Source organism: Bacteroides sp. Marseille-P3684 (assembly GCF_900291465.1).
GTDB lineage: Bacteria > Bacteroidota > Bacteroidia > Bacteroidales > Bacteroidaceae > Phocaeicola_A.
Map to the genome: position 1 here is coordinate 2,216,498 of NZ_LT985808.1, position 26,268 is coordinate 2,242,765.

20 protein-coding genes are annotated in these 26,268 nt (G+C 42.3%); 7 read left to right on the forward strand and 13 right to left on the reverse strand.

Annotated elements, in window-relative coordinates; all coding sequences use genetic code 11:
* Positions 1–40: 40 nt before the first annotated feature.
* The 7 genes from tsaD (at position 41) to C8275_RS08660 (ending at position 4,686) form a co-directional block, all read left to right on the forward strand.
* Entirely contained in the window at positions 41–1,060 is a 1,020-nt protein-coding gene (gene tsaD / locus C8275_RS08630; protein WP_106484830.1) for a tRNA (adenosine(37)-N6)-threonylcarbamoyltransferase complex transferase subunit TsaD, read from the forward strand.
* Positions 1,061–1,072: 12 nt separating this feature from the next.
* The gene (locus tag C8275_RS08635; RefSeq protein WP_022383512.1) at positions 1,073–1,576 is read left to right on the forward strand and encodes a CinA family protein; all 504 of its coding nucleotides are present in this window, start codon (positions 1,073–1,075) and stop codon (positions 1,574–1,576) included.
* Between the two features lie 108 nt (positions 1,577–1,684).
* On the forward strand, positions 1,685–1,945 hold the full coding sequence (gene rpmB, locus C8275_RS08640; RefSeq protein ID WP_022383513.1) for a 50S ribosomal protein L28: 261 nt from the start codon (positions 1,685–1,687) through the stop codon (positions 1,943–1,945).
* 20 nt (positions 1,946–1,965) lie between these two features.
* Positions 1,966–2,154, forward strand: a complete 189-nt coding sequence (gene rpmG / locus C8275_RS08645) for a 50S ribosomal protein L33 (RefSeq protein ID WP_022383514.1) — start codon at positions 1,966–1,968, stop codon at positions 2,152–2,154.
* Positions 2,155–2,166: 12 nt separating this feature from the next.
* Positions 2,167–2,322, forward strand: coding sequence for a DUF4295 domain-containing protein (locus C8275_RS08650; protein WP_008142311.1), 156 nt, complete (start codon positions 2,167–2,169; stop codon positions 2,320–2,322).
* Positions 2,323–3,132: 810 nt separating this feature from the next.
* Positions 3,133–4,317 (forward strand): ATP-binding protein, encoded by a 1,185-nt coding sequence (locus tag C8275_RS08655; protein ID WP_106484831.1) that lies wholly within the window; start codon positions 3,133–3,135, stop codon positions 4,315–4,317.
* Between the two features lie 90 nt (positions 4,318–4,407).
* Positions 4,408–4,686, forward strand: coding sequence for a hypothetical protein (locus C8275_RS08660; protein WP_106484832.1), 279 nt, complete (start codon positions 4,408–4,410; stop codon positions 4,684–4,686).
* Between the two features lie 43 nt (positions 4,687–4,729).
* Here the strand turns inward: C8275_RS08660 and C8275_RS08665 are convergent, their stop codons facing one another.
* The 13 genes from C8275_RS08665 to C8275_RS08725 all read right to left on the reverse strand — a co-directional run bounded on the left by C8275_RS08665 (position 4,730) and on the right by C8275_RS08725 (position 26,194).
* Entirely contained in the window at positions 4,730–5,323 is a 594-nt protein-coding gene (locus C8275_RS08665; protein WP_234395731.1) for a YqiA/YcfP family alpha/beta fold hydrolase, read from the reverse strand.
* A 45-nt stretch (positions 5,324–5,368) separates the two neighbouring features.
* Positions 5,369–6,058 carry a PP2C family serine/threonine-protein phosphatase gene (locus C8275_RS08670; protein ID WP_106484833.1) on the reverse strand — a complete coding sequence of 230 codons (690 nt, stop codon included), beginning with the start codon at positions 6,056–6,058 and terminating at the stop codon, positions 5,369–5,371.
* Positions 6,055–11,616: an ATP-binding protein gene (locus tag C8275_RS08675; RefSeq protein WP_106484834.1), complete on the reverse strand. Its 5,562-nt coding sequence runs from the start codon at positions 11,614–11,616 to the stop codon at positions 6,055–6,057. The genes C8275_RS08670 and C8275_RS08675 overlap by 4 nt, the downstream gene beginning before the upstream one ends.
* Before the next feature lie 3 nt (positions 11,617–11,619).
* Positions 11,620–13,176, reverse strand: a complete 1,557-nt coding sequence (locus tag C8275_RS08680) for a hypothetical protein (protein ID WP_106484835.1) — start codon at positions 13,174–13,176, stop codon at positions 11,620–11,622.
* A gap of 4 nt (positions 13,177–13,180) precedes the next feature.
* A complete protein-coding gene (locus C8275_RS08685; protein ID WP_106484836.1) occupies positions 13,181–17,320 on the reverse strand; it encodes a serine/threonine protein kinase in 4,140 nt (1,379 codons plus the stop codon).
* A 245-nt stretch (positions 17,321–17,565) separates the two neighbouring features.
* Entirely contained in the window at positions 17,566–19,248 is a 1,683-nt protein-coding gene (locus C8275_RS08690) for an RNA-binding domain-containing protein (RefSeq protein ID WP_106484837.1), read from the reverse strand.
* 3 nt (positions 19,249–19,251) lie between these two features.
* Entirely contained in the window at positions 19,252–20,628 is a 1,377-nt protein-coding gene (locus C8275_RS08695) for a restriction endonuclease subunit S (RefSeq protein WP_106484838.1), read from the reverse strand.
* Positions 20,625–22,664 carry a class I SAM-dependent DNA methyltransferase gene (locus C8275_RS08700; protein WP_234395732.1) on the reverse strand — a complete coding sequence of 680 codons (2,040 nt, stop codon included), beginning with the start codon at positions 22,662–22,664 and terminating at the stop codon, positions 20,625–20,627. The genes C8275_RS08695 and C8275_RS08700 overlap by 4 nt, the downstream gene beginning before the upstream one ends.
* A 61-nt stretch (positions 22,665–22,725) precedes the next feature.
* Positions 22,726–23,037: a helix-turn-helix transcriptional regulator gene (locus C8275_RS08705; RefSeq protein ID WP_157948219.1), complete on the reverse strand. Its 312-nt coding sequence runs from the start codon at positions 23,035–23,037 to the stop codon at positions 22,726–22,728.
* 251 nt (positions 23,038–23,288) lie between these two features.
* On the reverse strand, positions 23,289–23,693 hold the full coding sequence (locus tag C8275_RS08710) for a hypothetical protein (protein ID WP_234395733.1): 405 nt from the start codon (positions 23,691–23,693) through the stop codon (positions 23,289–23,291).
* A 34-nt stretch (positions 23,694–23,727) separates the two neighbouring features.
* Positions 23,728–24,672, reverse strand: a complete 945-nt coding sequence (locus C8275_RS08715; RefSeq protein WP_106484841.1) for a relaxase/mobilization nuclease domain-containing protein — start codon at positions 24,670–24,672, stop codon at positions 23,728–23,730.
* Complete coding sequence (mobC, locus tag C8275_RS08720; RefSeq protein ID WP_106625778.1) at positions 24,662–24,970, reverse strand: plasmid mobilization relaxosome protein MobC; 309 nt, start codon at positions 24,968–24,970, stop codon at positions 24,662–24,664. Before mobC ends, C8275_RS08715 begins: the two co-directional genes overlap by 11 nt.
* A 186-nt stretch (positions 24,971–25,156) precedes the next feature.
* Positions 25,157–26,194, reverse strand: a complete 1,038-nt coding sequence (locus tag C8275_RS08725; protein WP_106484842.1) for a DUF6371 domain-containing protein — start codon at positions 26,192–26,194, stop codon at positions 25,157–25,159.
* Positions 26,195–26,268: the final 74 nt, after the last annotated feature.

Below are 26,268 nucleotides of genomic sequence, written 5' to 3' on the forward strand. Positions count from 1 at the left end.
GTCAATCAAAAACATTACTTTTGCAAGCAATAATGAATTTATGGATACAATAATATTAGGTATAGAATCATCATGTGATGACACTTCGGCGGCGGTTATTCGTAACGGTGTCTTGCTGTCGAATGTTATTGCAAGTCAAGCTGTACATGAGGCTTATGGGGGCGTTGTGCCAGAATTGGCATCACGGGCTCATCAGCAAAATGTTGTTCCTGTTGTGCATGAAGCGTTGAAACGGGCTGGCGTAACAAAAGAGCAGCTGAGTGCTATAGCCTTTACCCGTGGTCCCGGTTTGATGGGGTCGTTATTGGTCGGCGTGTCGTTTGCTAAGGGTTTTGCCCGTTCATTGGGAATTCCGATGATTGATGTGAACCATTTGCAAGGCCACGTGCTGGCTCACTTTATTAAAGAGTCGGAAGAAGATACTGACAAACCGCGTTTTCCCTTCCTTTGTCTGTTAGTTTCTGGAGGTAATTCCCAAATTATCTTGGTGAAGTCTTACAAAGATATGGAAGTTCTGGGGCAGACTATTGATGATGCTGCTGGAGAGGCTATCGATAAATGCTCGAAAGTTATGGGGCTGGGTTATCCCGGTGGGCCTATTATTGATCGTTTGGCACGACAGGGAAATCCAAAAGCTTTTACTTTTAGCAAGCCGCATATTCCGGGCTATGACTACAGCTTTAGCGGTTTGAAGACCTCCTTCCTTTATTCTTTACGGGAATGGTTGAAAGATGATCCTGATTTCATTGAACATCATAAAGAAGATTTGGCAGCTTCGCTGGAAGCCACTATTGTGGATATACTGATGACGAAACTTCGTAAAGTAGCAAAGGATTTGAATATCCGTGAAGTGGCCGTCGCAGGGGGAGTCTCTGCGAATAATGGTTTGCGGAATGCGTTCCGTGAACATGCTGAACGCTATGGATGGAAGATTTATATACCTAAATTCAGTTATACGACTGATAATGCTGCCATGATAGCCATGACAGGTTATTTTAAGTTCTTAGATAAAGATTTTTGTTCCATTGATAAGCCGGCTTATTCACGGGTCGGTTTGTAAAAACTACAAGATATGTCACTAGAAACAAAGTTTATAAGTAGAGAAATTAATGAGCTGATGTGGAAAAACGGTTCCACTCTCTCTACAGCCGAGAGCTGTACCGCAGGAAATGTTGCAGCCGCTATCACTTCTGTTCCCGGTAGTTCGCAGTTTTATAAAGGTGGTGTAGTAGGTTACTCCAATGAAGTCAAGGAAAACATGTTGCATGTCAGCCATGAAACACTTGAAACGTATGGGGCTGTCAGTGAAGAAACCATTACAGAGATGATTAAAGGTGCCATGAATACATTGAAGACTGATTTTGCCGTAGCAACCTCAGGCATTGCAGGTCCAGGTGGAGGTTCGGCTGAAAAGCCCGTAGGACTGATTTGGGTGGCAGCCGGAAATAAAGATAAGGTGCTGACACAGAAATTGGAAGGTGATTATGGACGTGAAATCAATATTGCTCGTGCCACACAGGCTGCTTTAGCTCTGCTTCTGACCTTGATTCGTGAAAGTGAGAGCAGTGAATCTTGAAAAAGTGCACATTTTTAGGCAAATTGCTTGTTTATAAGGAATAAATCCTTTAATTTTGCACGCTGTTTGAGATAAACAAGAAAAAGAAACTATAAAACTAAGATAGCAATGTCGAAAATTTGTCAAATTACCGGAAAGAAAGCCATGATTGGCAACAATGTTTCACACTCAAAGAGAAGAACTAAGAGAGTTTTTGATGTGAACTTGTTTACGAAGAAATTCTACTATGTAGAACAAGACTGCTGGATCAGCCTGAATATTTGCGCAGCAGGTCTTCGCGTGATTAATAAGAAAGGCTTGGATGCTGCGCTCAACGATGCTGTAGCTAAAGGCTATTGTGATTGGAAAACTATTAAAGTAATCGGCTAAAATAAGGGAGAATAAGACTTATGGCAAAGAAGGCAAAAGGTAACAGAGTGCAAGTAATCCTTGAATGCACTGAGCACAAAGCTAGTGGTATGCCGGGTACTTCCCGCTATATCACAACGAAGAATAGAAAGAATTCGCCTGAAAGATTGGAGCTGAAGAAATATAACCCCATCTTGAAACGAGTAACTGTACATAAAGAAATCAAATAATAATAGAACCCCATGGCAAAGAAAACTGTAGCAACCCTGCAAACGGGTAAGGAAGGACGTTCTTATACCAAGGTCATTAAGATGGTTAAGTCTCCTAAAACAGGTGCTTACGTATTTGATGAACAAATGGTTCCGAACGACAAAGTGCAAGACTTCTTCAAGAAGTAAGAAGTACATAAAGGACATATTCCATTTTGTAAATATCAGGAAGTCGGAAGTAGCTGAATAAGTTTCTTCCGACTTTTTTTCGCTTAAAACAAACAAGTAACTGCCGTAAATCTGCTTCTTGATTTGGATTAAGCAGGAATAGGGATGTGATATGGAGCTGATTAATTCCTGATGACTTATAGAGCCGGTTGACTAGTTGGAGTCGGTCGGCTTTTCTTTATGTCCGGAATCGGATAGGAATTTGGGATAGAGCAGCCGGCTTAACTGAAAAGTATGAGAGTTATTGAGAACAAGCAGGAGGAAAAGCGATGGATGTCATTTGTGCAATCCACGAATCGTGTAGGGACATTTAAAAAGGCTTAGCAACGATTATCAACGATACTTGAACAACAAAAAAGGCGCCCGTAAAGAGCGCCAGAATAATCGATTGTAATCAATTTAACTAATTTACAATCAAGTATTTATTTCCCGATGCAGCATGCATACATCATTGAATGTCAGCGATAAGGCTCTTTAATCGGTACAAACGCTCTTCTGACAATTGGAAGAAGTCAAAAAGAAAGTGCAATTCGTTCGCACTCAATCGTTTGGCATCATGGCGTTGTGCCGTCTTTTTACAGCTGTTTGCGAAATGTCCTCAGTCATGCACAAGGCGTTGATTGACAAAGGGTTTCTCCGCAGATGTTACAGAACGCTTGTATGCGTGCAAAGATATGATTTTTCTTTGTAAATTCGTGATTATTACTCGAATATATTTGTTACCTTTGCATTGAGCAAAAATACTTAGTCCACTGAGTAAAATGTAATGGTATGTATAAACGAGCGGAATATCAGGTAATTACAGACAGGATGAAAGAGCCACGTAGGTTCATCCAAGTGGTGATGGGTGCCCGTCAGATAGGTAAATCTACCGTGGTCAAGCAAGTGTTGCAAGACTTGGATATGCCTTACCAGTTCTTTTCTGCCGACAATGTTCCGGCTACGAATAGTGCTTGGATATCCGATTGCTGGGCGGCTGTGCGCAGTTTGAAGGAAAGCCGAGGATGGGAGAGTGTCATCCTTGTGATTGATGAGATACAGAAAATAGCCAACTGGAGCGAGGTGGTAAAAAAGGAATGGGACGATGATACGTTTCACGACCGAAATATCAAAGTTCTGCTTTTGGGAAGTAGCCGTGTGTTGTTGGAGAAAGGCTTGTCCGAATCCTTGGCTGGGCGGTTTGAAGAAATACGCATGAGCCATTGGAGTTATCGTGAGATGCAGGAGTGCTTCGGTTTCTCGCTTGACCAATACTTGTTTTATGGAGGCTATCCCGGTGCGGCAACCTTGATTGGCGATGAAGACCGTTTCAGTCAATACATTCAGTCTTCCATTATCGAAGCCACCATTAACAAAGACATTCTGATGGACACGCCAATAAGCAAACCAGCCTTGCTCCGCCAAACCTTTGAGTTGGGTGCAGCCTATTCAGGCGAATTGCTTTCACTGAACAAAATGTTAGGTTCGCTTCAAGATGCCGGAAACACAGTTACCTTGGCAGGATATATCAACCTGTTGGATGAAAGCGGATTGCTGTGCGGTCTCCAGAAGTTCAGTGTGGATATGGCTCGAAGGCGTGCCAGTATCCCCAAGTTGCAGGTATATAACAATGCGTTGAAGATGGTGTATAGTCCGTTGACCTTTGAGCAGGCGATATTCAATCGCAAGGCATGGGGACGCATCTTTGAATCGGGTATCGGTGCCTATCTGGTAAGCCAATCCTTTGTGCATCGCTTTGAAGTATTCTATTGGCGTGAGCGGGATGATGAAGTGGATTTTGTTCTGCGTAAGAAAGGTTCGGTAGTTGCCATTGAGGTGAAAAGTAATGCAGAAAAGCGGACTGATGGATTGGATAAGTTCCGCAAGCTGTTCAATCCGCAATCAGCGTTTATTGTCGGAGACGGAGGAATTAGTGCAGAGGATTTTCTTTCGACGGATTTGAGGAAGTTGTTTTGAAGTTGGAATAATAAAAAGGAATAGCTATGGATACGTTAAGTCTCACAAAAGTAAAATCATTGTTCATCCTAACTTTAATACAAAGAGACGATGGACAAAAGAAACAAACTTTGGAGACGCCAACAAATGGCACGTATGTTTAAGGCTCGTATGATTCTTTATGCCGCTTACGGACATCCTATTATCCATGATGATGGAAGTGTGGTTGAGCATCCACATTGGTTTGAACTGGCAAAAGACAAATGGGCAAAGGTTTATCAATCTACGGGAACTCCATGCAGCTGCTGGATTTGCAGAGGGGAAAGATACAATCGTAGAGAGTATAAGAAGGAAACTTTGCGCATTATTCGAGAATCTACTGAAGACTAAAGTTCGGGTCACTTCTTTCCGCCTTATGGGGTAGGAAGTGACCTTATTTTATAAGTTTCTCCACCAGCGGTACATAATACTCCCGCACTTCTTCCACCGTAGGCGTATGAGCACCGGGAAAGTGATAAGCATGGGTGTAGTGTTGCAGGAACAATGGTTCAAAGTGTGCCAAACGGTCATTCTCTCCGAAGAGTCCCCAGATGTGGTCGGTCATTTCCGGTCGCCAATCATCCCATTGATGCGCTTGTATGTCGGCAAATTCATCTATCAGCGGTTTGTCTATCATGAAATGTTGCCGTCCGTCCACTCGTGGTGATTTGTACTCATGTACTCCGATACGTTCAGAAAGAAAATGGGCCATCTCAAAATGGGGATTACCCAATAGGGCAGGTATTCCCAAATGCGATGCTACTATCTGTGCCAAGAAAGAGCCATTGCTATTACCCACCAATACGCTGGGGCGTTCACGCTCGCAAAGGGCCGTAATGAATGCCAGCGCTTTGCGAGGATGAAGTGGAAGGTCAGGCGTGAGAACTTCCGCTTTGTCTGCGAATGCCTGCTTCAATGCTTGGGCAGGTATGCAACTGCCCGAAGCGAAGAAACCATGTAGGAAAAGGATTTTTGTAGTCATCATCATTGCTCGTTTATAAAACATCGTCAATTACTATATTGTTCAATTTCACTATAATTCCACTTTTATGAATGAATAATTATCATCCATGTCAGAAGCCATGTCATTCAAACATTTCAGATTAGTATTATCACTTGACGCCATATATTCTTCTACGGGGACCTGTTTATGAAAACCATCTGAACACAATAAGAATACATCGTTCTTTTGGGCAGATACTATTTTAATAGGAATTTCATCTTTAAGCTCATCACCCATGACAGCGCGAGTTACTATTGCTCCATATTTCTCATAAATCGAGGGTGGTATATTCACTTTAGCTGCTAGCTGCTGCACGATGGAATGATCAGTTGTACAGGTCATCATCTCGCCATCGCTGTATTTATATACTCGACTATCACCCAGCCAAGCAATATATGCCTGATCGTTGAGTATCAAAAGGATAGCAATAACAGCTCCCATCTTTTTTCCACCCAATTCCATCCGTTTAACCATAAGGGCATCGTTGGCAAAAGCAATTGACTCCCTTATTAAATCTTTCGGAGAGTAATTCGTCCTATTTTTCTCTATAAAACTCACAATTTTTGTAGCTACGATCTGAGCGGCTATCTCACTATGTGAGTAGCCACCCATACCATCAGCTAAAACAAATATTGCAGAGTCAGCAGACAGTGACCGATGGATTACATAATCCTGATTCACTGTTCTGCTACCTTTATTTGAATATTCTGTTATGTTCATTCTTTTACAGCTTGTATCGTATCACCACCATGTTTTGTTACACGTGGGCGAATACTGATTTTTATAGGACGCTGGGTTATCGCCTTATCGGTAGCTTTGTTTGCCCACAGGTATGCTTCACCAGAGCCTAATGCAGCCATTTCTGTGGCTGTTAAGGTCTGCAGTGGAGTTATCGCTTTCTGAACATGCTTAACCCAGGCCGGTGAACTAAATCGGTGCATCACAACCATAGAACTTAATTCTATAATTTCCGTAGGCAAGCTCATCGGATCTTGGCTTGCAATCATGATGGAAACACCTTTATGACGCATCTCTCGGATTGCGGTCGTAATAGAATCCACCAATTCCTTGTTGTTCATATATTTATGAGCTTCATCAAAGACGATAAACTTATTGAAAGCCTTGCCGTCCACAGTCATTACACTTGAGAAGATATTAAGCATGACAACAAACAGGCCAAGAGCTTCCTCTTTTTCAATAAACTCATCGCGTAAATCGACTATAATCAATCTTCCCGGACGAAGATATTGCTGTAGCTTACATCCGTCAGAAATATACTCCTCTGCAAAATCCAATTTTGTATTGGCTAATGCCCTCTGAGAAGTAGAAAGATGATCGCTGTTTGCAACACCCTGGCGAATATTTGCCAACGACATATTGTAGCGACATGCTTTCATTATCTGTTTGAGCTCTTTGATATAAGCAGAATCATTACCTAAAGCAGCCAAAAGGAACAACCAATCTCGTACAGCCAACTCAGAAGAATCAAAACCAATAGCATGTACTTCCAAGTCCGGATATTGAGCCTTGCGTAATTCCACTTGTGCTTCAGGAGCTAAGAGGATAACATCTTTAACAGAGTGAGCTTCTGCACCGTATTCAGTTTTTAACTTAGCCAGCTGATCTGCTTCATCATTAGGATATACCATCGACGTAAACTCGGGAGCATAATCCATGCTTTCACTGTAGTGGAAAATAACCCCAGCCATAGGAGCAGGCAGTTTGTTTACCTTGGAATACTGCTTCAGAACCATCTCTGTGACAGAACCGATGGTATAACTCTTACCAGCACCTTGTACGCCAAACAAACTAATTGTATTACACTCGTTCAAGTCCATACCAATCACGCGCCCATTTGAAACCATTTTCCCTAATACTCCGAATTGAGGAGAATCATTGTTTTTCCCAACAATGACATCTACCAAAGGCTCCTGATAATTCGGATCGATTTCAGGCTGGTGACCCCGTTCTTTTATAGGGTCTGCCGGTAATGAATCATCACTTCCAGTATCATTTTCTTTATTATCCGCATTGGTATCAGGAACTTCGGGTTCAGTATGTATGGAATCAGCTACAGGGACTTGCTCTTTCGATTTAGGACTGGTTTCTACTGCTGCTGTTTGTGAATTGTCAGACTCTTCTTCTGGATGATCAAGGATTACAGAAAGATTTTCTGCTTTAGCCTTAGCTGAATTTTCAGTCTTCGACATAACTGGATCAGCTTCTGGTTTCTTCAGAACAATTACTTCATAATCCGTATCAATATGCGGTGATATCTCAACTGGCTGAACAGGTTTTGGTTGACCTTCCATGTCCGTTGTAGCAAGGCTGAATGTCGGCTCGAAGAAATTGATAAAGTCATTATCTTGAGCTTCCAGAATTTGAGTATTCAAGTCACTATTGTCATCGAGAATCTGTTCAATGACAGGATTTCCCATTGTGTAGATTAACGTGTCACCATAGAAATCCTTCTTTTGACGTTCAGTTTGCATGAAATCAAAAATCACGCCAAGTCGTTTGAAACGAACGGAATAACCATCAGAGAGTTTGCTTAAAAATACTTTGTATTCATGAGCCTTATCCGGATTAAGTTGTCCATATCGTAATGAACGATTGATATAAAATTCCAGAAGCGACTTTAATTCCAACACTTTTAGTTCACGGTCAAGTCTGTCATGACCATCGACTGCAATTTCAAAATGGGAGCGAAGTGCTAAGATGGTATTTTCAATCTGGTTGACAATTTTCATGTGTAGCTCATCAGCTTGATAATAAGCATTTCTGCATTTTATCTCAACCACATTAAATAAGATCTCCTTACGCTTAACATCTATCTTGACAACAAGATTATCTGCACGTTCTTGGCTTTCGCTATCCAAGTCAACGAATAAATCTTTATGCAGATCAATCGGAATCATGATTGATTCTGTCGTGATGCCCTTCTTTTCCAGGAAACGTTTGGTTAAGGTCGTACCTATTACTTCAAATCCTTTCCGGGATGTTGTATTGACTTGCATAATCAACGAGCTGCTCACAGAACGGACATCCTCTAGAATTTGCTTGAAGTTCTTCTTGTCTTCAATATCAATTCCATACTGTTTGAAAAGCGGAACCATCAAGGATGCAATTTCGCTGGTCGGTTTCGTGGTCAGATAAGAAGACACACCTGTCGCTTCGTCATTCGGGACATAATCCAACAGATACGGAACATCGGAATCTCCAAGACAGGGAAGGTCATAGAATTCAGGACCCATATTTTTATCAAATGTAATCACCCAATCGCTGCTGTCATGAATAAACGACAGCAACATCATATCACTCTCCTTCAAACGGAGTGTAGTTGCCGGTACAGATTCTTCGATGGTAGAAGAAAGCATTTTACCAATCACTTCTTGCAAACGGGCAAACAGGCTAACTTCCAAATTAGCCGATTCTGAAACCGGGTTCGGCAAACTCTTATTGGAATAATAGCGATTCCAAACGAATGTTTTACCAATCGGCTTCGCTTCTACAATATCCCTGCAAATTGTACCATTCAAGAAGAAAGAACGACTTAGTTCACTTGGACGAGAGGGCTCTGTATTTACAATAAACGGATTCACCAGAAAAGACAGATGAGCTTGATAGTCATCATGTTTGTTGATAAAGTCACTCGTCTTATTTAAAGAAAAGCGAAGTTTTGGGAACAAGCGGTTTGCAGAAGCTTGTGAAAACACTTCCGCATCGTTGGCAACTACAGATTCTGGATCGAGCAAATCCTTGAAAGCTTCACCCGACTGCAACATATTCTCATCGGTAAACAACCTGATTTCATAGGTCAGTTCATGCCCAATTCCTATCTTCTCCAAGCATACCAATGCCTCTGCGAATGTAGCTGCATCGCCTGCATTGAATAAATTGATAATCAGTTTATCTGTATAAGGATGAGATACACTGTAGTTAAAAAGATGACGTACTACCAACTCAAGGTTTACATCGCTATCAATACGTTTCTCTCTTGCCACATTCAGCAGCATGGAAACATAGGATTTCAACTGACGATTACCCGAAGAAAAAGCCTCTTCCGATTGGGTCGGTTGCGCATAAGCACCCCAACCAAACGTCAGTTCACCGATATATTGATAGGCTTCCTTTAGCGGGTCATCACTCAATACAATAGGTGCTACATTCATCGGTATTTGACCCTGGAAAAGTTTGTCCAATTTTCGATACCAAGCTTTTTTATACTTTGGATTCTCAATGGTACGCTCTTCCCAGTCTTGATACAGCTCATAGAGATTTACAATCCAAGCCAGTCGCAACGGATGCAAAGGACTGATCATTTTAATCTTAGTCTTACTGCCATCAGGCATTTCTACCGATAACAGTACTGTATCAATATTTTGCAGTTTGACGACAGTATCCGTGCTAAGATCTTTCTCCAGTTCTTCCCTGAGCCAAGCATCATACTCAGACAGATAAGCTTTAATCAAGCCCAAATTGCTGGTGAAATCCAACGTGCTGGTCAAACCGGTTTCGTCTTCTGCTGACTCTCTGATGATAGCAAAGAGGTCTTCTCTTAATGCTCCCAATTCATTCGGAATATGAATGTCAGAAACAGGAACGAACAGCGGTTCACGATCGGCTGTATCATTCGGATTCATCAAGTAAGCATCTGTCGGATTACCGCCGAGTAAAGCTTCGATGTAACCAAAATCATTTGCATTTTTCAAGAAGGTAGATTCCAGTTGAATCAACTTCTTCGACATTTGAATTTGGTAAGCATAAGCAGATCCAAAATCAAAATGATAGGTATTGTTCAGATTACCATCTACCCACCGATTACGATCTATGCCATCGGTAGGAATGTCCAACTCTTCATTTTTAGCTAAATGAGCCGAACGATAGAGTATGATGGCTTGTGTGTAGCTGTTGACTTTGGCACGTTTGTCTATCTGACCTTCGGGAGCTTCTCCATCGTTCACAATGGTAAATACAGCAGATTCGTTACAGTAAGCAACATGGTGTTCCAAGCGATACTGTTCCATTTGAAGGTTGGGATTTTCTTTCTTGGCTTCTTCCCACGCTGCTTGTACCTGGTCTTCCTTGAATATTTTCTTTTGCTCAAGTACAATGCCATTCTCGTCTAAAGCTCGGACACGAAGCATATAATCACCTTCGTCAAACATTCCGTCTGCAATGTTCACTGACATCTTGCGTGTAGCACGCTTGTTGGTTCCTACTTTAGCTTTTTTAATTATACCCACTTCTGAAAAGTCATCGATGTCAACCAAGGCTATTTCGAAAGAAACAATAGCGGGGTTATCTTTAGGCGCAGGATCAGTTGTAATGGTAAAGGAAACTTTTGATTTCTTCTCCGGTAAGATGTTCAGGACAAAATTCCCTTCTTCATCCTTGACCAATTCTTTCTTTGAATCCTTACCTGTATTCAAGTCCACCATTACCTTCACAGGTCCGGAAGAACCTATTTCAAGCCAAGGCACCTTCGCGTAATTAAATTCCGGATGTTTACAAAGAATACACTCAAACAGCGAGTTGGCATCATTCAAAGAATCATCAGAAGTCAAGAAGGTCATGAGCGCACGCTGAATGGTTCCTCTTTCAATCGGAAGAGAGGCTATACGGTCAGCTGCAGTCAAAGAAAAATCAGCAAGAATGGCCGATGCTTTCTCTTTATTCAGCATAAAGCGTCTGCGGACAGCATTCTCTTCTTTGAAAAGTTCACTGTCCGGCCACATACCAAATACAAACAACCCATTTCCCCAAGCCTCACTTGAATACTGATTCAGTTCAAGGTACAGGATATAGGAAATAAGATCACTCTTGTAGGCATGCACTTCATCTCTTAACAGCTCAAAAATTTGGGACCAGTTAGATGTCTTTTCTTCAGGCATTTCATCCATCAATTTATAGATAAAGGAATCCTGAAGGTCTGATGCCGACAAGTTTTGGAATGTAGCGTCACCATAGGAGTCTTCAGCTGATGTTCTACTGTTGGTCGGGACCAAAATCAATACTGCTTTGGATGGGTCATTTCTCAATTCAATGAGTTTCGTTGCATGGATATATTCATCCCCTTTTTCTTCTTCCGAGAGGATGAATACAGAAAGGCTTTCATTGATAGGGCGCAATAAAGGAAGCAACACACGAAGTTCCTTCAGAGCAAGACCGGTTATCTTCATACAATGCCCTGGGCGAACCTGCTTCAGCTTTGGTGCATATATTTCAACGACGTGTTGAATAAAACGTTCGTAATATAGTGTTCTAATTTCTTCCATTGTTTACAATTTATAGCGTGGACGAATCTTCTGTAGAATACAAGCATCACTCATATCCGTGTAGAAACCAATCTGACGAAGTTTGTCTTTGAAAGCTTCTACATTCGTGCGAAATGCTTCATTCATTTCTACATCAGCGTTTGCAAAACGCTCTTCACTGACACCATTGATAATTAATCCATAACGATTTCTTATTTCCTGGATCAATTCATCGATGGATAAGGAACGGGTCTCATAACTTCCATCAGACTTCTCTTTCAGTACCAACAGCTGAACCAGTGTTTCCAATAGTTTGGAGCCAAGTGCACCCCGTCTGGGATGGCGACGAGAACGACTGTCTGCCAGCAGTTTGGATGGCGAATTTTTCATCGTAACCGCATCCAGAAATTCATGTAAATAACGGTATTGATAATTACCCAGATTTGATTTTTCTAAGATATGGACCAACATGTCAAAGTAATCTTCTTCGGGGAAAAGTTCAAGCATTTCCCTGAAATCTTCTTTATCAAATTCCTTTTCATCTGAAGTAGGAAGATCCTTGCGTATTCCATTCAGAACCGACTCATAGAAACCGTCAGACTTATTATTTTCTTCTTTCAATATTCGCAAAGCTTCGTCTATTGAACAGGCTTTTCTATCTTGAATGATATCGACCATGTAAGTAGCCCGAATGTACTTGCCTATGCTGTTTTGAAGTATCTCAACATCCTTACAAGCATAGGTCGAAACAATGCTGTTCAAGTCATCTGTCACATCCAAAAGCAGCGACCAATCATCGGTTACCTGTCGTGAACCGGCATCTACCATTTTGGGCAACAAATAAATCACTTTCATGGCATACAACGCCAAATGAAAACCACATAAAATTCTCAGGTAATCAATGAATACTGCTCTGGGCAGTTTATCTTTATAAAGTAAGAGTCTGCAAATATCATCATTGAACAACGCTGCCTGTTTACGAAGGAAGGGCTGTGGTATGGATCCAGCAACTTTATTCAAGGTCTTACGTTCCTTCAGAGGTTTAGTAATATACAGAATACCTGTAGTGTCCACATCCAAATCCTCACTCTTGACGAGTTCACCTGTTTGCTTGTCCCAGCCTTTACTGAGGTATTTAACCAATCCGCGCATGACTTCCGGATTACTGCGCAGCATAAGATAAAGCTGGTCAGAAGCGCGGTAATCACGGCAGTACTTACTGTTTTGTACACGGAAGCTCAATAGATGCAATGGCTTGAGTGTAGAAACATGCTCCTTTACCACATTTCCACGGTTGACCAATTCAAGCAGTGAACTGCGAAGCCAGTCCTCTATGCCATCCGGATTATCTGTTACACCACGGATGTCACCTTGGTCTTCTAAGATAGCCAGATGCTCTTTCAGGATGTCGATGGTATATTCTTTACGGAAAGACATAGAAACAGGAGCGCCATCAGCATACATCTTGATAAACAAATTGGTCAATACACGATCTAGTTTTACCGACTTAACATCGACATAGAATATATCTTTATTAAGAAATGCCTGCACCCCTGTTCCTTTCTTTAGCTTTAATATCATATCATTACACGTTAAGAGGTTCAATGATTATATGCTTTTGGCTGTCTAAACGTATTGCAGTAAACTTGCGATTGTTTTTTGTCACAAGTATTTCTGAATAGGTTTTTGCCTCCAGCAAATTCTTAAATATCTGCAACTCAATAAAACGTCCACGCAAATCGTTTACAGAAGGACTGAATCCGGCATGAATGTATTTGAGCATTTCATACAGGTCAAGACTTACCGTCAGTTGGATAAATTTATCCTCCTTATGACGGAAAATCAAGCTGTCGCTTTCATATTCAATGTACTTCGTCAAGTGTTCGGTCTTATTCACATAGAACTCGAATTCATCCAAAGAGAAGCGACGGTAACTCTTTGAAATAGGATCTGCCACGTTTGAACTGGCCAATAAAAGATATCCCTTAGTCAGCAACTCGTTTGAACATCCTTCACTTGCAGAAATCGCACTTGCAAGATCTTGCATGGTTTGGGCCAATTCCTTAGGGTCTTCCTGGCGCAATTGCTTTTCAAAAGCATTGGCATACCGATAAGGAAGTCTTCTTTTGAAATCAATGGCACCTTCGAAATACTGATGACGGACAAATGATTTGTGACGGCTTGTAACAGCCATACGCACTTCATCCGACCTTACCTCATAAGAAGGGATAATCTGATTACAGTCATTGAAGTCTTTTAATAATGAACGCTTGCGGTCACTAAATATGATGTAGTCATTGGGGTGTTTGATACGGTAGTACAGATCACGGTCAAAGGCAGGAAGTGCAACACCAGCTACGTCTGTCTCACGAAGCAACTTGACCAGTCGGTCATTGGAATCCAATGTTGGCAAATTGAAATATTCCACCTTGCTGGCGTCAGGATAGACAACCGGAGCTGTGAGATTGAAGTAATAATATTGCCAGTAATATTCCGGAATGTTATTGGCATTCACCAGTTCTATCAGTGCCTTGACTTCATCACAAGAATAATCACGAGTCAGCATCCAGGCTATTATAGAACGCAAATCGCGCATTGTGATATGCAGTTCCCGCTTATATACAATCGTACGAACCAGCCATTCCAGACGATTGATGACTTCATCGCCTGCACTGGTGTCCTGGAATGTATCTACATTATACTTGATAAAACAGCGGTCGGCAACTGGACAATTTTGGCATTTACTCCATAACTCAGGACGGGTCAGCTTTTTCATTTGCTGAGCCAACAAACTTGGAGTTTTCGATTCTACATCTCGTGCTGTGACAGACCGAAGATTCAAGTTGATGACCATCAGACCCGGGAGCAATTCTGTATGTCCTTCTTTGTAGAAATACTCCTCAATATTATCTTGTAATATCCGCAGTTCAGGATGCATGGATAAAAAATCCACCAGACGCCCTTCATTGATCGCAATCACACGGCCTTCCGTAGCTTGCGTATAATCATTCAATCCATAGAAGGGTGAAAGAAATTCAGTCAGCACTTCATCGTTCGCCTTATTGCTTTCATCCTGCGAGCCATCATAATTCGATTCAAACCGAATGCCCGAGAGGTAGAATTGCGAACCGTTATTGGTGTCAAACTGCTGTTTGTCCTGTCCCTTATCTTCAATTCGGTGAATAAATGCTGTTTTACCATCTCCTGCATTACCGGTGATGATAATAAGCTTGTATTTCAGAGCTTCGATATCTGCTATCAATTCTCTGTCTAATCGTGTCTCAGAATAGGTAAGTTCATCAAATGCATGTTGAGCGACACCAGCTCTTGTTCCCCCATTTCCATGGTGGCTTTGGCTATACAGTGAGTTGATGTAATCCACTGAATTACCCATTTCTTGGCCTTGATGAATAATAGTAACCATAGTTGAATCCTTCTGCATACCATCCAGACCGATAGCATTCAGGGCATCCAGCATTTCTTTTGCTGTTTTAAACCGCTTATTCTTGTCTGTACGGATAGACTTCATAATGAAGTCTGCCATCGAATCAGACAACTTATCATTATAGTTACGGATATCCGTAGGTTGTTTATGGATATTAGGGCGCAAGTTACCTCCAGGCCACGGATACGCATGCGCCAGTAATTCATACAGTGTGATACCCAATGCAAACGTATCAGCGGAACAATCCCAATCAATCTTGTTCCCAGAGAGGATTAAGTCTGGAGCCATGTAGGGGAAGGTGCCTCCAAATGATTTATCCTCAGTAGTAGCCGAGATATTAAAGTCTATCAGCTTATACTGCTGACGCTTGTGCCACATGATATTGCTAGGTTTAATATCACGGTGATACACAGGTGGAACTTTGCTCTGCATGTAGGTTAGTGCATTCAGGATTTGTGAAGCCATTTTGAATATTTCATCTGCAGGAAGTCGCAAATCGCCCTTGGTGTACTCTTGTAGATTTTCGCCCTCAAGCAATTCCATCAGTGTAAAGAACAAGCCTCCGGGAACAGTCCTGTCGTTATACTTGAATTCTACGATGTTTGGATGATGTAACTCTTTAAGCGCATTGAACTCATTAATGGCATTATCTATAGAAGCATCCTTCTCAAAAATCTTGATGGCCAAGTATTGTTTCTGCATGTCGTGCCACACCTTGAAAACTCTTCCAAAACCACCTTTCCCAAGGGTTTCATGAAGCGTCATACTGGGAGAAACCTTCATACCGGGTTTCATATCCTTGAGGTATAAAGTCTTCTCCTTCTTCGTAGTTACAACTGTAAGGGGTGTGGCTATCGTTTTATGTACTTCTTCATCAACAACCCGGTTAAGGAAGTTAAGCACTTCGTCGGCTGTTTGCCAACGTTTATTGACATCAGCAACAATCGTCTTCTGCACAAACTCATCCATCCATGCAGGTAGTTCCTTCAACACATGACTGGGCAGATGGTCTGCCGGAAGTTCACCGCCTAAGGCAGCCATAAAAGTAACCACACTGTCAAAAGGCAATTTGCCAACCATGAGTTGATAAAAAATTACCCCCAAAGAATAGATATCGCTGGTAGAAGAAACATCACCGTCCAACAGTTCAGGTGCTGTGTAGGGTGAAGACTGATTGCCCGTGGCATTAACAGAGAAGCTCAGATCGATGTGCTCCACAAACCACGACATTCTAAAGTTTGCTAGTGCAGCTCTACCCCCTTCATAAACATAGATGTTCTCAGGGCATACATCGCGGTGATATACCTGCACCTTATGTGCCACTTTCAGTGCATTAGCTACATCCATGATGATGCTCAGCTTATCCGTCTGTTTGAATGTCTTCTGATTGAGCTTGGCCCGCAGTGAACTTTCGTCCTGGTAACGACTGATTTCATAGTAGTAGGTCTGCTCTTCATTCATCTGGCACTTCGTGTTGACAATGTAGGGGGAATCTCCAATCTTCTCTTGTGCCATGTAAGCGTTTTGCACCGAATAAGCCAACTGCTGCAGTTCCTTCGGACTTTTATCTGCCACATCCAACGGATATTCACGCACCCGGTAACGGGCTGTGGCAATAAACTGGGGAATACAAAGGTATTCGGTAAATTCTTCCGTTTCCTGAAGCTTTTCCTCTATGCGATAATTGAATATCGTGGTACGTTCAGCGCGTTTCCGCTCTACAGATTCCCCGGTAAGGAAATCTGTCAGCTTATTCATTAAAGACTGAATACTATTTACAGAACGAGACACCAATTCATGATTGGTGATAAATTCAATCAAATCATCCCCTAATGTAAAGGTCTGCTTATAGGTATCACAGGTAGGATCCAAGCCGAACTTTGATTGCTGAGGATGGCTAAGTGTTACCAGCGTAATGATTTGGCCGAAATTCCAATCCGGATGTTGGTTCTTGATTTTGGATGCAAGAATACGACTCTTTAATCCTGCAGTCTTATGCGGATTAGCTACTTCCTGACCATTGCGGAACCAGGCATAGTCGTCTCCTTCCAGATTACCTGCCCAATCCTTATTCTCGATATGATAAAGGGCATGAGGAGTCATCACGATACAATCATATTCCCAATACTTCACAATGCGGTTCAGTCCCGTAATCGCAATATTACAATTGGGGATAATGTAAAAATTGTCAGGCAACTTCACCGACAGAAAATCCAGCAAGCGCTGTTCTCCGGCATTTACCGGTCCATCGTCATGAGGAGGTCTTTTTATGATTGCCATAATATTTCGTTTTTAATTGTTGTCAACTATATGTATCACCGGAATCCAGAATCAAGATTTACGTTTACCGACTCCCGATGGTCAAACTATCTTTTATTATTAAATTTGAATGTAGCTGAAAAACGACCATGCTAGCTTAATGCTTCTTGATTATAACCGAAATATAACCGAATTATAGCCGAAATGGCCTTGTATTTGCCTGTATTCATGAATTTTATAAAAATACTTGAATGTTATAGCCGAATTTATAACCGCAGCTTCGATAATCCGATTTCTGTTATATTCCAGGTTCTACCATCAACTTGAAGCAGAAGTGAGGCACTCATCTTTCCAAGCAATCTTCCCAAGTATCTTTTCTTTGATGTCATACTCATGGAAGCAGGTAAATTTTTATACAGAGCCTCATAAACATCGCTTAATTTAAAACCTTCCTTTCCTGCATCTTTAGCCAATTGAAGTATGGTTTGTTCGAGCAATTTCTCTTCCAAGCCTTTTTCTTTAGTATAATGTCCAATTTGATGCGTCAACTTGGCTACTGTAAGTGAGATGATGTAATTGGGCCAACGTCCTTCTATCAGTCCTTTTTCCTTCAGATGCTTGATGGCATCCTTCGTTACAGGTCGATGTTTCTGAATTGCATCCAACCAAAAACATTCCTTCAATGTCAAATCCGTATTCGATTTCAGCAGCGAGCTATACTTTTCGTCAATCATCTTTCCATAGATAGTGACACCAACCGTACGGTTCTCATTGTCTATGTCATAATCAGGCATGGGGAAAAAGCGATTGCGTTGCTCAGCAAATATCTTCTTGATGCCTCGTCCTACAGTATCAATCATATTGAAATTCACCATCCCTGAGCAAAGACACTCGTTCCGATAATGGCGTTGTGGTCCTTTGTGCTCCAGGGCTTTCTCTATAGTGCCGGGGATGAAACTGCCTCCATTGCCATAATACAACTTGTCTTCACCTTCTACAAACGAGATGCGTTCTTGAAGTGTATAGTCCTGATGGGCTATGCAATTGTGCAGAGCTTCGCGTATGGTATAATCGTCGTATTGCTTCATGGTATCGGGAAAAAGGGTTCCACCCGGCAACTCACGCATGGTTTTGTTACGAATCTTAGCAAGCACCTTATCTACCGTGAGGATAAAAGGAATAGTGAAATGCTCATAATCAATTACCGTAGCGTCCTTGTCTTCCCATGTCCAGGTAATCTGTGCTACTGCCGGATGAATCTTTTGCAGCGATAGCGGTTTGCCAAGTAGCAAGATGGCGGCTCGGGTAAGCTGTCCCTCACGCATCACTCCGCTATGCGAAAGAAACTCTTCTACCGTCCATCCATCAACTTCTTCTGCAGCAATCTTCGACTTATGCACCTTCTTAAACATGATGCGAGCTGTAGCGATAGCCAACTCGTCAAGGTCATCAATGGTAGCATTCGGAACCAGTTGGGCAGTCCAATCAGGTATCGGAGGCTGCTGACGTATTTCATCCTGCTTGGCTTGATTTAGCGGTTTCAAGCTTTCACCATCGCGCCCATAAGCAATCCCTTTCCACTTCATCACGATATTTCGAGGAGTGGCAGGCACTTTAAATAGCAGCACGCGCTTATCCTCTACCGTTACCGGAATGATTTCACGAAAAATCACCCCGTCGGTTGTATGCTGCGACATATCTTGTTTCAGTCTATTGAGTGCCATCTCTCCATCTTTGAAGGATGTCCCAATAACCTGATGTTTCTTATCCCATACACCAAACACAATCCAACCAAATTCACGTTCTCGTAAGTTGGCTTCGTTGCTGAGCGCAGAGAAGTATTTTCCCAACTCATCTATATCAAAGTTGGTTTCTGCCTTTTTGAATTCCACCACTTCATTTTCAGCGTGTTCCCAAAGGCGGTAAAAAATTTCTATATTCTCGTCCATAAACTAATTCTCCTTTCTTGCACTCCAAGAGTCTATTTCTTGCTCAACCATAGAGATAGCTTTTTTTTCTTTTTCAATAGCCATTCCTACTTTTTTGCTGTATTCTATCACCCAATTATGTATATCATCTATGATAGAATCTTCGATGATTGGAATTGGAATTAATTTTAAATGAGGGGGTTCTATATGTTGTATTACAGATCCAAATATATGCTTTTGAATAAGAGCTTTACCAATAGAGGACGAAAGGAATGCATAGATATACCCACCTTTGAGCATGTCATTCGGCTGTAGCCGAATGACATGCTCAGAAGCAAGCTTCTGAGCATGTCCGGCATGCGCCCAAGCCACATTTCCTATTGTGCCAGATCTTGGTATCAAAATAGTATTTTCTTTTATCGTTAGACTATTAATGTTTGCTGTTTTAGATTTTGATAATTGCTTTTTACTATCTGGATTAGATAAAAATATGTCAGCTCCTCCTAAAAAAACAATACCGTTTTGAACATAATATCTTTTGAATATATCAGGTCTTGAAATGTCTTCACACACTTCACCCAAGGGTTTCCAAGTAAAATGTTTATAGATATATTCTTCAATGTCGTGACCTTCTGATATATAATAATTTGCTTCAAACCTTTTATTATGAGAGGATAGAATTGTGCGTGAAGAAACACACTTAACATTTTTCTTTGCAGGATATGGGATGATTTTTTCAATTTGTTGTATTGCTTGTTGTAGCACATCAGCTGCCTCCTCACGCAATCTTGCTGATTCCTGTATCAGATCGTCTACTTCCTGCTGGAAGGATTCAGGGAAGACTGGGACTAATATCGATTTAGTCTGTACATCATTAATATGCTTAACTACACCTCCAAACTGAGACTGAGTAATTTGGTTGTAGCCATATTTTCCTGAAAGAAATGCATATAAAGTACCCTTATTAACCTTGTTATCATTAGGGATTACACGAATTAAATCATGAGTAGCTATATGATTTTCAAATGTCTTGTTTGTGTATATTACATTACCAAGAGTCCCCGAACAAGTAATTAGAATCCAATCGCTTTTAAGAATTAAATATTTTAATTTTTTTACTTGCTTGTGAGATAAGTATCTACCAGTTTCTATATTTGCAAGAACTGTGTCAGATGCTGCCAAATAAGGCATCCCATGTTTAATATCCTTAACAAAAACCCGTGAGAATATATTACCCAAGAAAACCTTACTTGCATTCTCTCCTACAGTCGAAAGATCATAAGGCGAAAGTGTAAGTTGCTCACGAGCTTGTACACCATCGCTTAAATGAACATCAGGATCGATTCTATATCCCAAATTGGAACGAAGCAATGTTTTAGAATTTATAATACCCGTTTTCATACCCGATGTTCCTCCAAGAATTTAGCATAAGCAGCAGCCACTTCTGGCAGATCATCAGCCAAACGCTTTACACGTTCGCGGCGACTGCGCACAATTTCACGCCCATTTTCCGTATAAGTCAGCCATTTTTTTTCGTGAGCAAAGAGAATCTCTGCACCATCCTCATCTTTCTTATAGACAGGCACGCCACGGCGGTCTTTCCCCACTTGCTCTACAATGGCCATAAACACATCGTAATCCTCTTTGTCGATGGGAATAAGCAATTCTTCAGCTGTTTTCTTTTGAAGGAACAGCAAAGAAGCCTGCACACCCACTTGCGGCAAGAATGCCTCTACAGGGAGGTCTACAGAAGCCAAAAGTTTGAAGTGTTCCAAAATCCATTTACGCACACCTTCTGTATTGGGGTTTCCCAAAATGCCATCGGGCAATACGATAGCCATTTTGCCACCGGGCTTCAAGAAGTTGTGGCATGCCTCGATGAAGAGCACTTCTGGAGCATTGCTGTCCAACTCATAGCGGCGGGCTATCTCTGCATCTACCTGTACCTTTGCCCCAAAGGGAGGATTCGTGAAAATCATATCGAATTTGCCCTGTGCATTGCCAGGCCCCGTTTCAAAATGGAAATCCTTATCCTTGCTCTGCTTTATGCTTTCGTTGACCGCTTCGGCTACCAAAGGACGGTCGGGCTTATCTCCATGTGGATAATCCAAGGAATTGATGTTGAAAATATTGCAATGTCCATCGCCCGCCATCACCATATTCATCCGTGCTGCTTTCTTCAAGTCGGGGTCAAAATCGAATCCAAAAATCATGCGTTCCGCATAGTGGCGTGTCAATTCCTCCACTTCGGGCGTATTGATGCGGGCAGCCAGGCGCACTTCATCCAATTCCGGGTACAGATTGCGCGCAATTTTATGACGCACGTGGTCGAGCACCATCACCAGAAAGCCGCCCGAGCCACAAGCTGGGTCGAGCACACGGGTGTTTTGATCAGGGTCCAGCATTTCGACCATGCACTTGATGATGTTTCGTGGAGTAAAGAACTGTCCGGCTTCCTGCTTCAGCGTATTGCTAACAATTGTTTCATAAGCCGTTCCTTTCACATCGACAGTCGCATCCAAGAAAGAATATTTGGCCAGTTCTGCAGCCACAAAAGCGAGTCCGCGGTCAGACAGCATAATTTGCTCCGAACCGTCAAACACGTCACGGAACACCTGGCTCTCCTTGAGTTCCTCAAAAAGTCCCCTAATGCGAGCGGCCACCGCTTTTCGCCCTTCTTCGGTAAACTGCTCCGTTACCCCCACCCAAAAGCGGCGGCGATAGCTGATGCCTTCTTTGGCATCCATATTGCGTCGTTTTTCATCGTATAGTTTGCAGAAAATCAAGTTCAGCAACTCCCAAAACGCAGTCTTCTTCATGCCTTCATTGCCATAGATATAATCGTGGCAACGCTTGAAAGTCTTAATCAACGATTCGTTGGCCGGTTTACGGGGCATGGCACGGTCACCCTGCGCCTCAAGATCTGCTAGCGTCTGCCCATTGGCAGGGAAATCAGAAATATCCTGCACCTCAGACTGTCCGAAAGCATCTTCTGTATAGTAGCGGTATACCAAATCCTCCCCATTGGTCCAACAGCCAAACTCACAGTCGGTAAATGTCAATATGTTATCAAGCATGGCTTCCGCACCCTTCTTGGTATCCGTGGGTTTCACCTTCGCATCTTTTGCCACGACAACAAAGCGGATGAGGTTTTCTATCACATGCTCCTTTCCTTCTTCAAAGATGGCCAAGTCCACACTCTGAGCCCGGATCTTGTCCGAATCCGGCTCTTGATAGGTCACCCTAAAGTCGCGTTCCATGTCTTCGGGGGCGAATCCGTATTCTTCTGCCATCATGTCAATCATTGATTGCAGGGTCAGTTCTTTATCCGTCGTTTTCACCACTTTATTGGTAAGCGTACAGACCAGCTGGTTATCTTCTAATACCAATTCGTCGTTTTCTTGTATGCTGTTAATGAGGGTTGTCTTATCTTCCATAACTACTAAAATTACCATTTAAGTTTTACTTTACAATATCCAAGTTAGTCCATGTTTTAATTTACTCATGGAGATTGGTCCTTATTTCACTGTTGGCAAGACGAAGAGCACGCTGCGCAACCAGTAAAGGCTCATCCTTTGTTACATTGATAATCTTATCAGCTGTCCATAAAGAACGTAGTTCTTCCTCTTTAACATGGAGTATGTCCGCTATAGGGGCAATATACTCATCTCGAAAAGGACGAATGCCTCTTTCAATCCTGCTATACATTGGCTCATCAACACCAATCGCGTAAGCAATTTGACGCTGCTGTACATTCAGTTCATTACGGAGCTGCTTTATTCGTGCGAGTAACATATTAGAATTTATCATGTGAACAAAACAAATTGTTATTGCGTTGCAAAGATAGCATTTACTTGTCAATTTTAGACAAGTAATCACCTTAATCTTTATTCTATTTATCATAAATATGCTGTACAACACTTATATGACATGCTCAGCACTTAAAACTTATTGTAAACATGGATTTCTATTCATGTTGTTTCACAGAACCTAAAATATAAAAAGAGAAAAGAGGAAGAAAACTCTCCCTCTTCGCTCGAATTCATTCAAATGCCATTCAATCAGACATGGATGGCTTCCAACGGTGCCGCATAACAATCGTTACCGAACCGATGATTGGTCGTAAGTCTCAACCCTAACAGGCGGTAATCGCCTTGCATGTCATTCTCGATGCCAAGATAATGGAAACCGTAGAGTGGGGCATACTCCTTGAAGAAACGGACCAAGTCAAACAGGTTCTCTTGACGGTTCTTCTCAAAGATGTAGTTCACCAAGATGATGCAGCGGTCAGGAAAACCGTTGACTCCTTTGCTGTATTCCCACAGGCGGAAATACAACTTCACGTTCTTTTCGCGGATGTCAATGCAGTAACCGTTACAGGTCGGATTCACATACACGCTGTTACGATACCCGAACTTCTCACAGATGTAGAGTTCAATGTCTTTCACAAAATCTTTTGTAATCATAAAATTAAAATTTGATGTTGATAAAATGGGTTTGTTATAGTCGGAAGCCTCGCTTGCGCTTGGCTTTCTTTTTCCGTTTTAATTCCGCTTCAAAGGCCGCTTCATCTGCTGCACTGGAAGTAGGGGATGAAGTGAGCAGCCCTAATCCCGAAGCAGTTGATTCATCCCATTCTACTGCCCGTTCTTGTACAGGAGGTGGCGGAGCATGATTAGCTCTGATGGCCTCTCTGTAAGAATAGGACGGGGCATAAGCATTCCTTTCCAGTTGGCGGTCGATATTGAGATAGCTGAACTCCCTGCTGATTTTGGAGCCGGAAAAGGTAAAGCCTCTATATGCGAATTTCACGCCTTGTACTTCACGGGTAGTTCGGCTGACCTTGAATTTCATATCAATGCCACGGGTTGCAAGCGCGTCTTTCAACTCATTCCAACTCTGTGCATACGGCACTTCTGCTTTCAATGCTTTGTAGATTTCATGCTTTGCCCGGTCGTATGGGCGTAAGCGTTCTTCCTTGACGCAGTCTTTCCCGTTGGCGAAGTGAAGCCTGTACTTTGCGGTCAGCATCTTGCAGACCTTCTCGTTGCGGTAGCGGTCGTTCTTGTCGCTAATAGTCTTTCCATCGTTGTCCACACGGTTGAAAACAATGTGGCAGTGCGGATGCTCCCGGTCAATGTGGCGTGCGATGATGTATTGTGTGTTTCGGATGCCCATCCGTTCCATGTACTCATGGGCGATTTTCAGCATTAATGCATCATCGTCTTGTAAACGCAAGCTATCCTGTGGCGAAAAGCTGAGCGAAGTGTGTCCGACAATATTCTTTACCTTGTCATTCAATAGGGATTGCAACTCGAACTGCTCCGCCATTTGTTCGGGCGAGCCGTCCACTCCTACAGCTTCTAATAGTCGTGCTTTTTCTTCTTTGAGGACGTAGCACACACATCCGTCAAAGGAAGTTCCCTTTGTCTGTTTACCTATCATCTTTCAATCGTTTAATGAGTTGTGAAATATGTTTTGCTGTCTCTTGGCATTGGTCGGCTACCACAAAGAAACCGTATGTGTTCGCCTGTTTTGCCAACTGATTCAGATTGGTGCTTTCACCTATCAACTGTCGGATGATGTGCAGGTGGTCGCGTGTGATTCGTTCACGCACAGAACCCTGTTCAATGAGTGCACGGATGACCTCGCTTTTAGTCCGCTTGCTGCGTCTGCTCAATGCTCCCAGCCATGCTAATTGCTCATCGCTGAGACGTAATGTAATCGTATTCTTCTTGTTCATATACATTCAATTTTAGTTGTTAGTTTTGTGACCATCGGGAGCCGTTCCACCAGACTTTGAGGTGGAGCAAGTTGTCGGGAAATGTAATACACCGACATAAACTTGCTCCCCTTAAAAAGTCCCGGTTCCCTTGTCCTTCGGCCACTGTCTGATAAAGGAGTTTCGGTATGACCAAAACCTGTTTTTTCATTGGAAGGATTGCGTATTTACCAGTTCCAATCCGAGCTTCTCCATCAGCAATTTCAGGTTCGGATTCTTTCGAATCATGCTCTGAAGGATGGCTTCGTCCGGTTTGATTTTTAATAGATAATCGGCTATGTCGTACCCTTCTTTCCGCTCTTCGGGCGGTGCATTGGCTTCCAGATAGTCGAATAGTTGTACATCTATTCCGATGCTTTTCATCGCTCCGATTTTGCCTTGCCAGTATTCAGTGGCTCCCAAATCGGGAAAGAGGACAACGCTTCTTCCTGCCAGTACAGATAGAGCAGTCTCATTGAAACAACCGTTCTTTCCTCCCGAAGCCAGCCATAGATATTGGGGCAGATAGTAGGATGCGATAAGTGCTGTTTTCTCGCTCTCAACCAGTGCAACCGGGCGTGCCTTGTCTGTAGTCAGTAGGTGTTCGCCAAAGAAGCATTGCCTGAGATTATAGTTTTCTTTGTGTAAAACGGAATGTACCCATGTGGCATGGTTGTATGGTTCTTTTATCCGTTTGCCAGTCTCAGCATTGTAAAGCATTATCTTACCCGTTCGTACCCGGTTCTTATGGTCGATTTGCCAAAAGACGGTAGCTCCATCCCAATGCTTGGAAGAGCCGATTTGATACTTTTCCATTAAGGTCATGGCTGACGATTCTCCCAATTGTGAAGCTAAAAATTGGTACAGTCTATTCGTGCTGTAACATTTCAAAGACTGCCGGACTATATTTTTATCAATGTAAGAAGTCGGAACAATTATAGCCGTTTGTGCATTGGTGCATGGATGCGAGGCGGTTTCTTCCATGAGGCTTTTCTTTTTCATAGGATTTTGGTCGAAAAACTCACGGGGCGTAAAGTGGTAGCCGCACTTCTGTTCATGGTCACATCTGCCGACATGATTGGGAAAACTGATACGCTTTTCCGTATCAATGTATCGGGAAAAGCACCTTTTACGATGGCAGGCCGGACACGTATGTCGGGTAGCCATGCCTTTGTAGGGTTCTAATATGAATCTATGTGTTGTCATTGTTTTCTACTTTTAAGTGTGTCGTTATTGTCACTATTGTCGTTTTGGGAATTGAAAGTGTCAAAAGCGACAAT

What these genes read in the sequence shown, in the direction of transcription:
- C8275_RS08695 (WP_106484838.1), bottom strand. Translation starts at nt 20,628, where the DNA reads ATGAAAACGGGTATTATAAATTCTAAAACATTGCTTCGTTCCAATTTG.
- C8275_RS08690 (WP_106484837.1), bottom strand. Translation starts at nt 19,248, where the DNA reads ATGGACGAGAATATAGAAATTTTTTACCGCCTTTGGGAACACGCTGAA.
- C8275_RS08660 (WP_106484832.1), top strand. Translation starts at nt 4,408, where the DNA reads ATGGACAAAAGAAACAAACTTTGGAGACGCCAACAAATGGCACGTATG.
- C8275_RS08705 (WP_157948219.1), bottom strand. Translation starts at nt 23,037, where the DNA reads ATGATAAATTCTAATATGTTACTCGCACGAATAAAGCAGCTCCGTAAT.
- C8275_RS08675 (WP_106484834.1), bottom strand. Translation starts at nt 11,616, where the DNA reads ATGGAAGAAATTAGAACACTATATTACGAACGTTTTATTCAACACGTC.
- rpmB (WP_022383513.1), top strand. Translation starts at nt 1,685, where the DNA reads ATGTCGAAAATTTGTCAAATTACCGGAAAGAAAGCCATGATTGGCAAC.
- tsaD (WP_106484830.1), top strand. Translation starts at nt 41, where the DNA reads ATGGATACAATAATATTAGGTATAGAATCATCATGTGATGACACTTCG.
- C8275_RS08680 (WP_106484835.1), bottom strand. Translation starts at nt 13,176, where the DNA reads ATGATATTAAAGCTAAAGAAAGGAACAGGGGTGCAGGCATTTCTTAAT.
- C8275_RS08670 (WP_106484833.1), bottom strand. Translation starts at nt 6,058, where the DNA reads ATGAACATAACAGAATATTCAAATAAAGGTAGCAGAACAGTGAATCAG.
- C8275_RS08700 (WP_234395732.1), bottom strand. Translation starts at nt 22,664, where the DNA reads ATGGAAGATAAGACAACCCTCATTAACAGCATACAAGAAAACGACGAA.
- C8275_RS08655 (WP_106484831.1), top strand. Translation starts at nt 3,133, where the DNA reads ATGTATAAACGAGCGGAATATCAGGTAATTACAGACAGGATGAAAGAG.
- C8275_RS08710 (WP_234395733.1), bottom strand. Translation starts at nt 23,693, where the DNA reads ATGATTACAAAAGATTTTGTGAAAGACATTGAACTCTACATCTGTGAG.
- rpmG (WP_022383514.1), top strand. Translation starts at nt 1,966, where the DNA reads ATGGCAAAGAAGGCAAAAGGTAACAGAGTGCAAGTAATCCTTGAATGC.
- mobC (WP_106625778.1), bottom strand. Translation starts at nt 24,970, where the DNA reads ATGAACAAGAAGAATACGATTACATTACGTCTCAGCGATGAGCAATTA.
- C8275_RS08650 (WP_008142311.1), top strand. Translation starts at nt 2,167, where the DNA reads ATGGCAAAGAAAACTGTAGCAACCCTGCAAACGGGTAAGGAAGGACGT.
- C8275_RS08685 (WP_106484836.1), bottom strand. Translation starts at nt 17,320, where the DNA reads ATGGCAATCATAAAAAGACCTCCTCATGACGATGGACCGGTAAATGCC.
- C8275_RS08635 (WP_022383512.1), top strand. Translation starts at nt 1,073, where the DNA reads ATGTCACTAGAAACAAAGTTTATAAGTAGAGAAATTAATGAGCTGATG.
- C8275_RS08725 (WP_106484842.1), bottom strand. Translation starts at nt 26,194, where the DNA reads ATGACAACACATAGATTCATATTAGAACCCTACAAAGGCATGGCTACC.
- C8275_RS08715 (WP_106484841.1), bottom strand. Translation starts at nt 24,672, where the DNA reads ATGATAGGTAAACAGACAAAGGGAACTTCCTTTGACGGATGTGTGTGC.
- C8275_RS08665 (WP_234395731.1), bottom strand. Translation starts at nt 5,323, where the DNA reads ATGATGATGACTACAAAAATCCTTTTCCTACATGGTTTCTTCGCTTCG.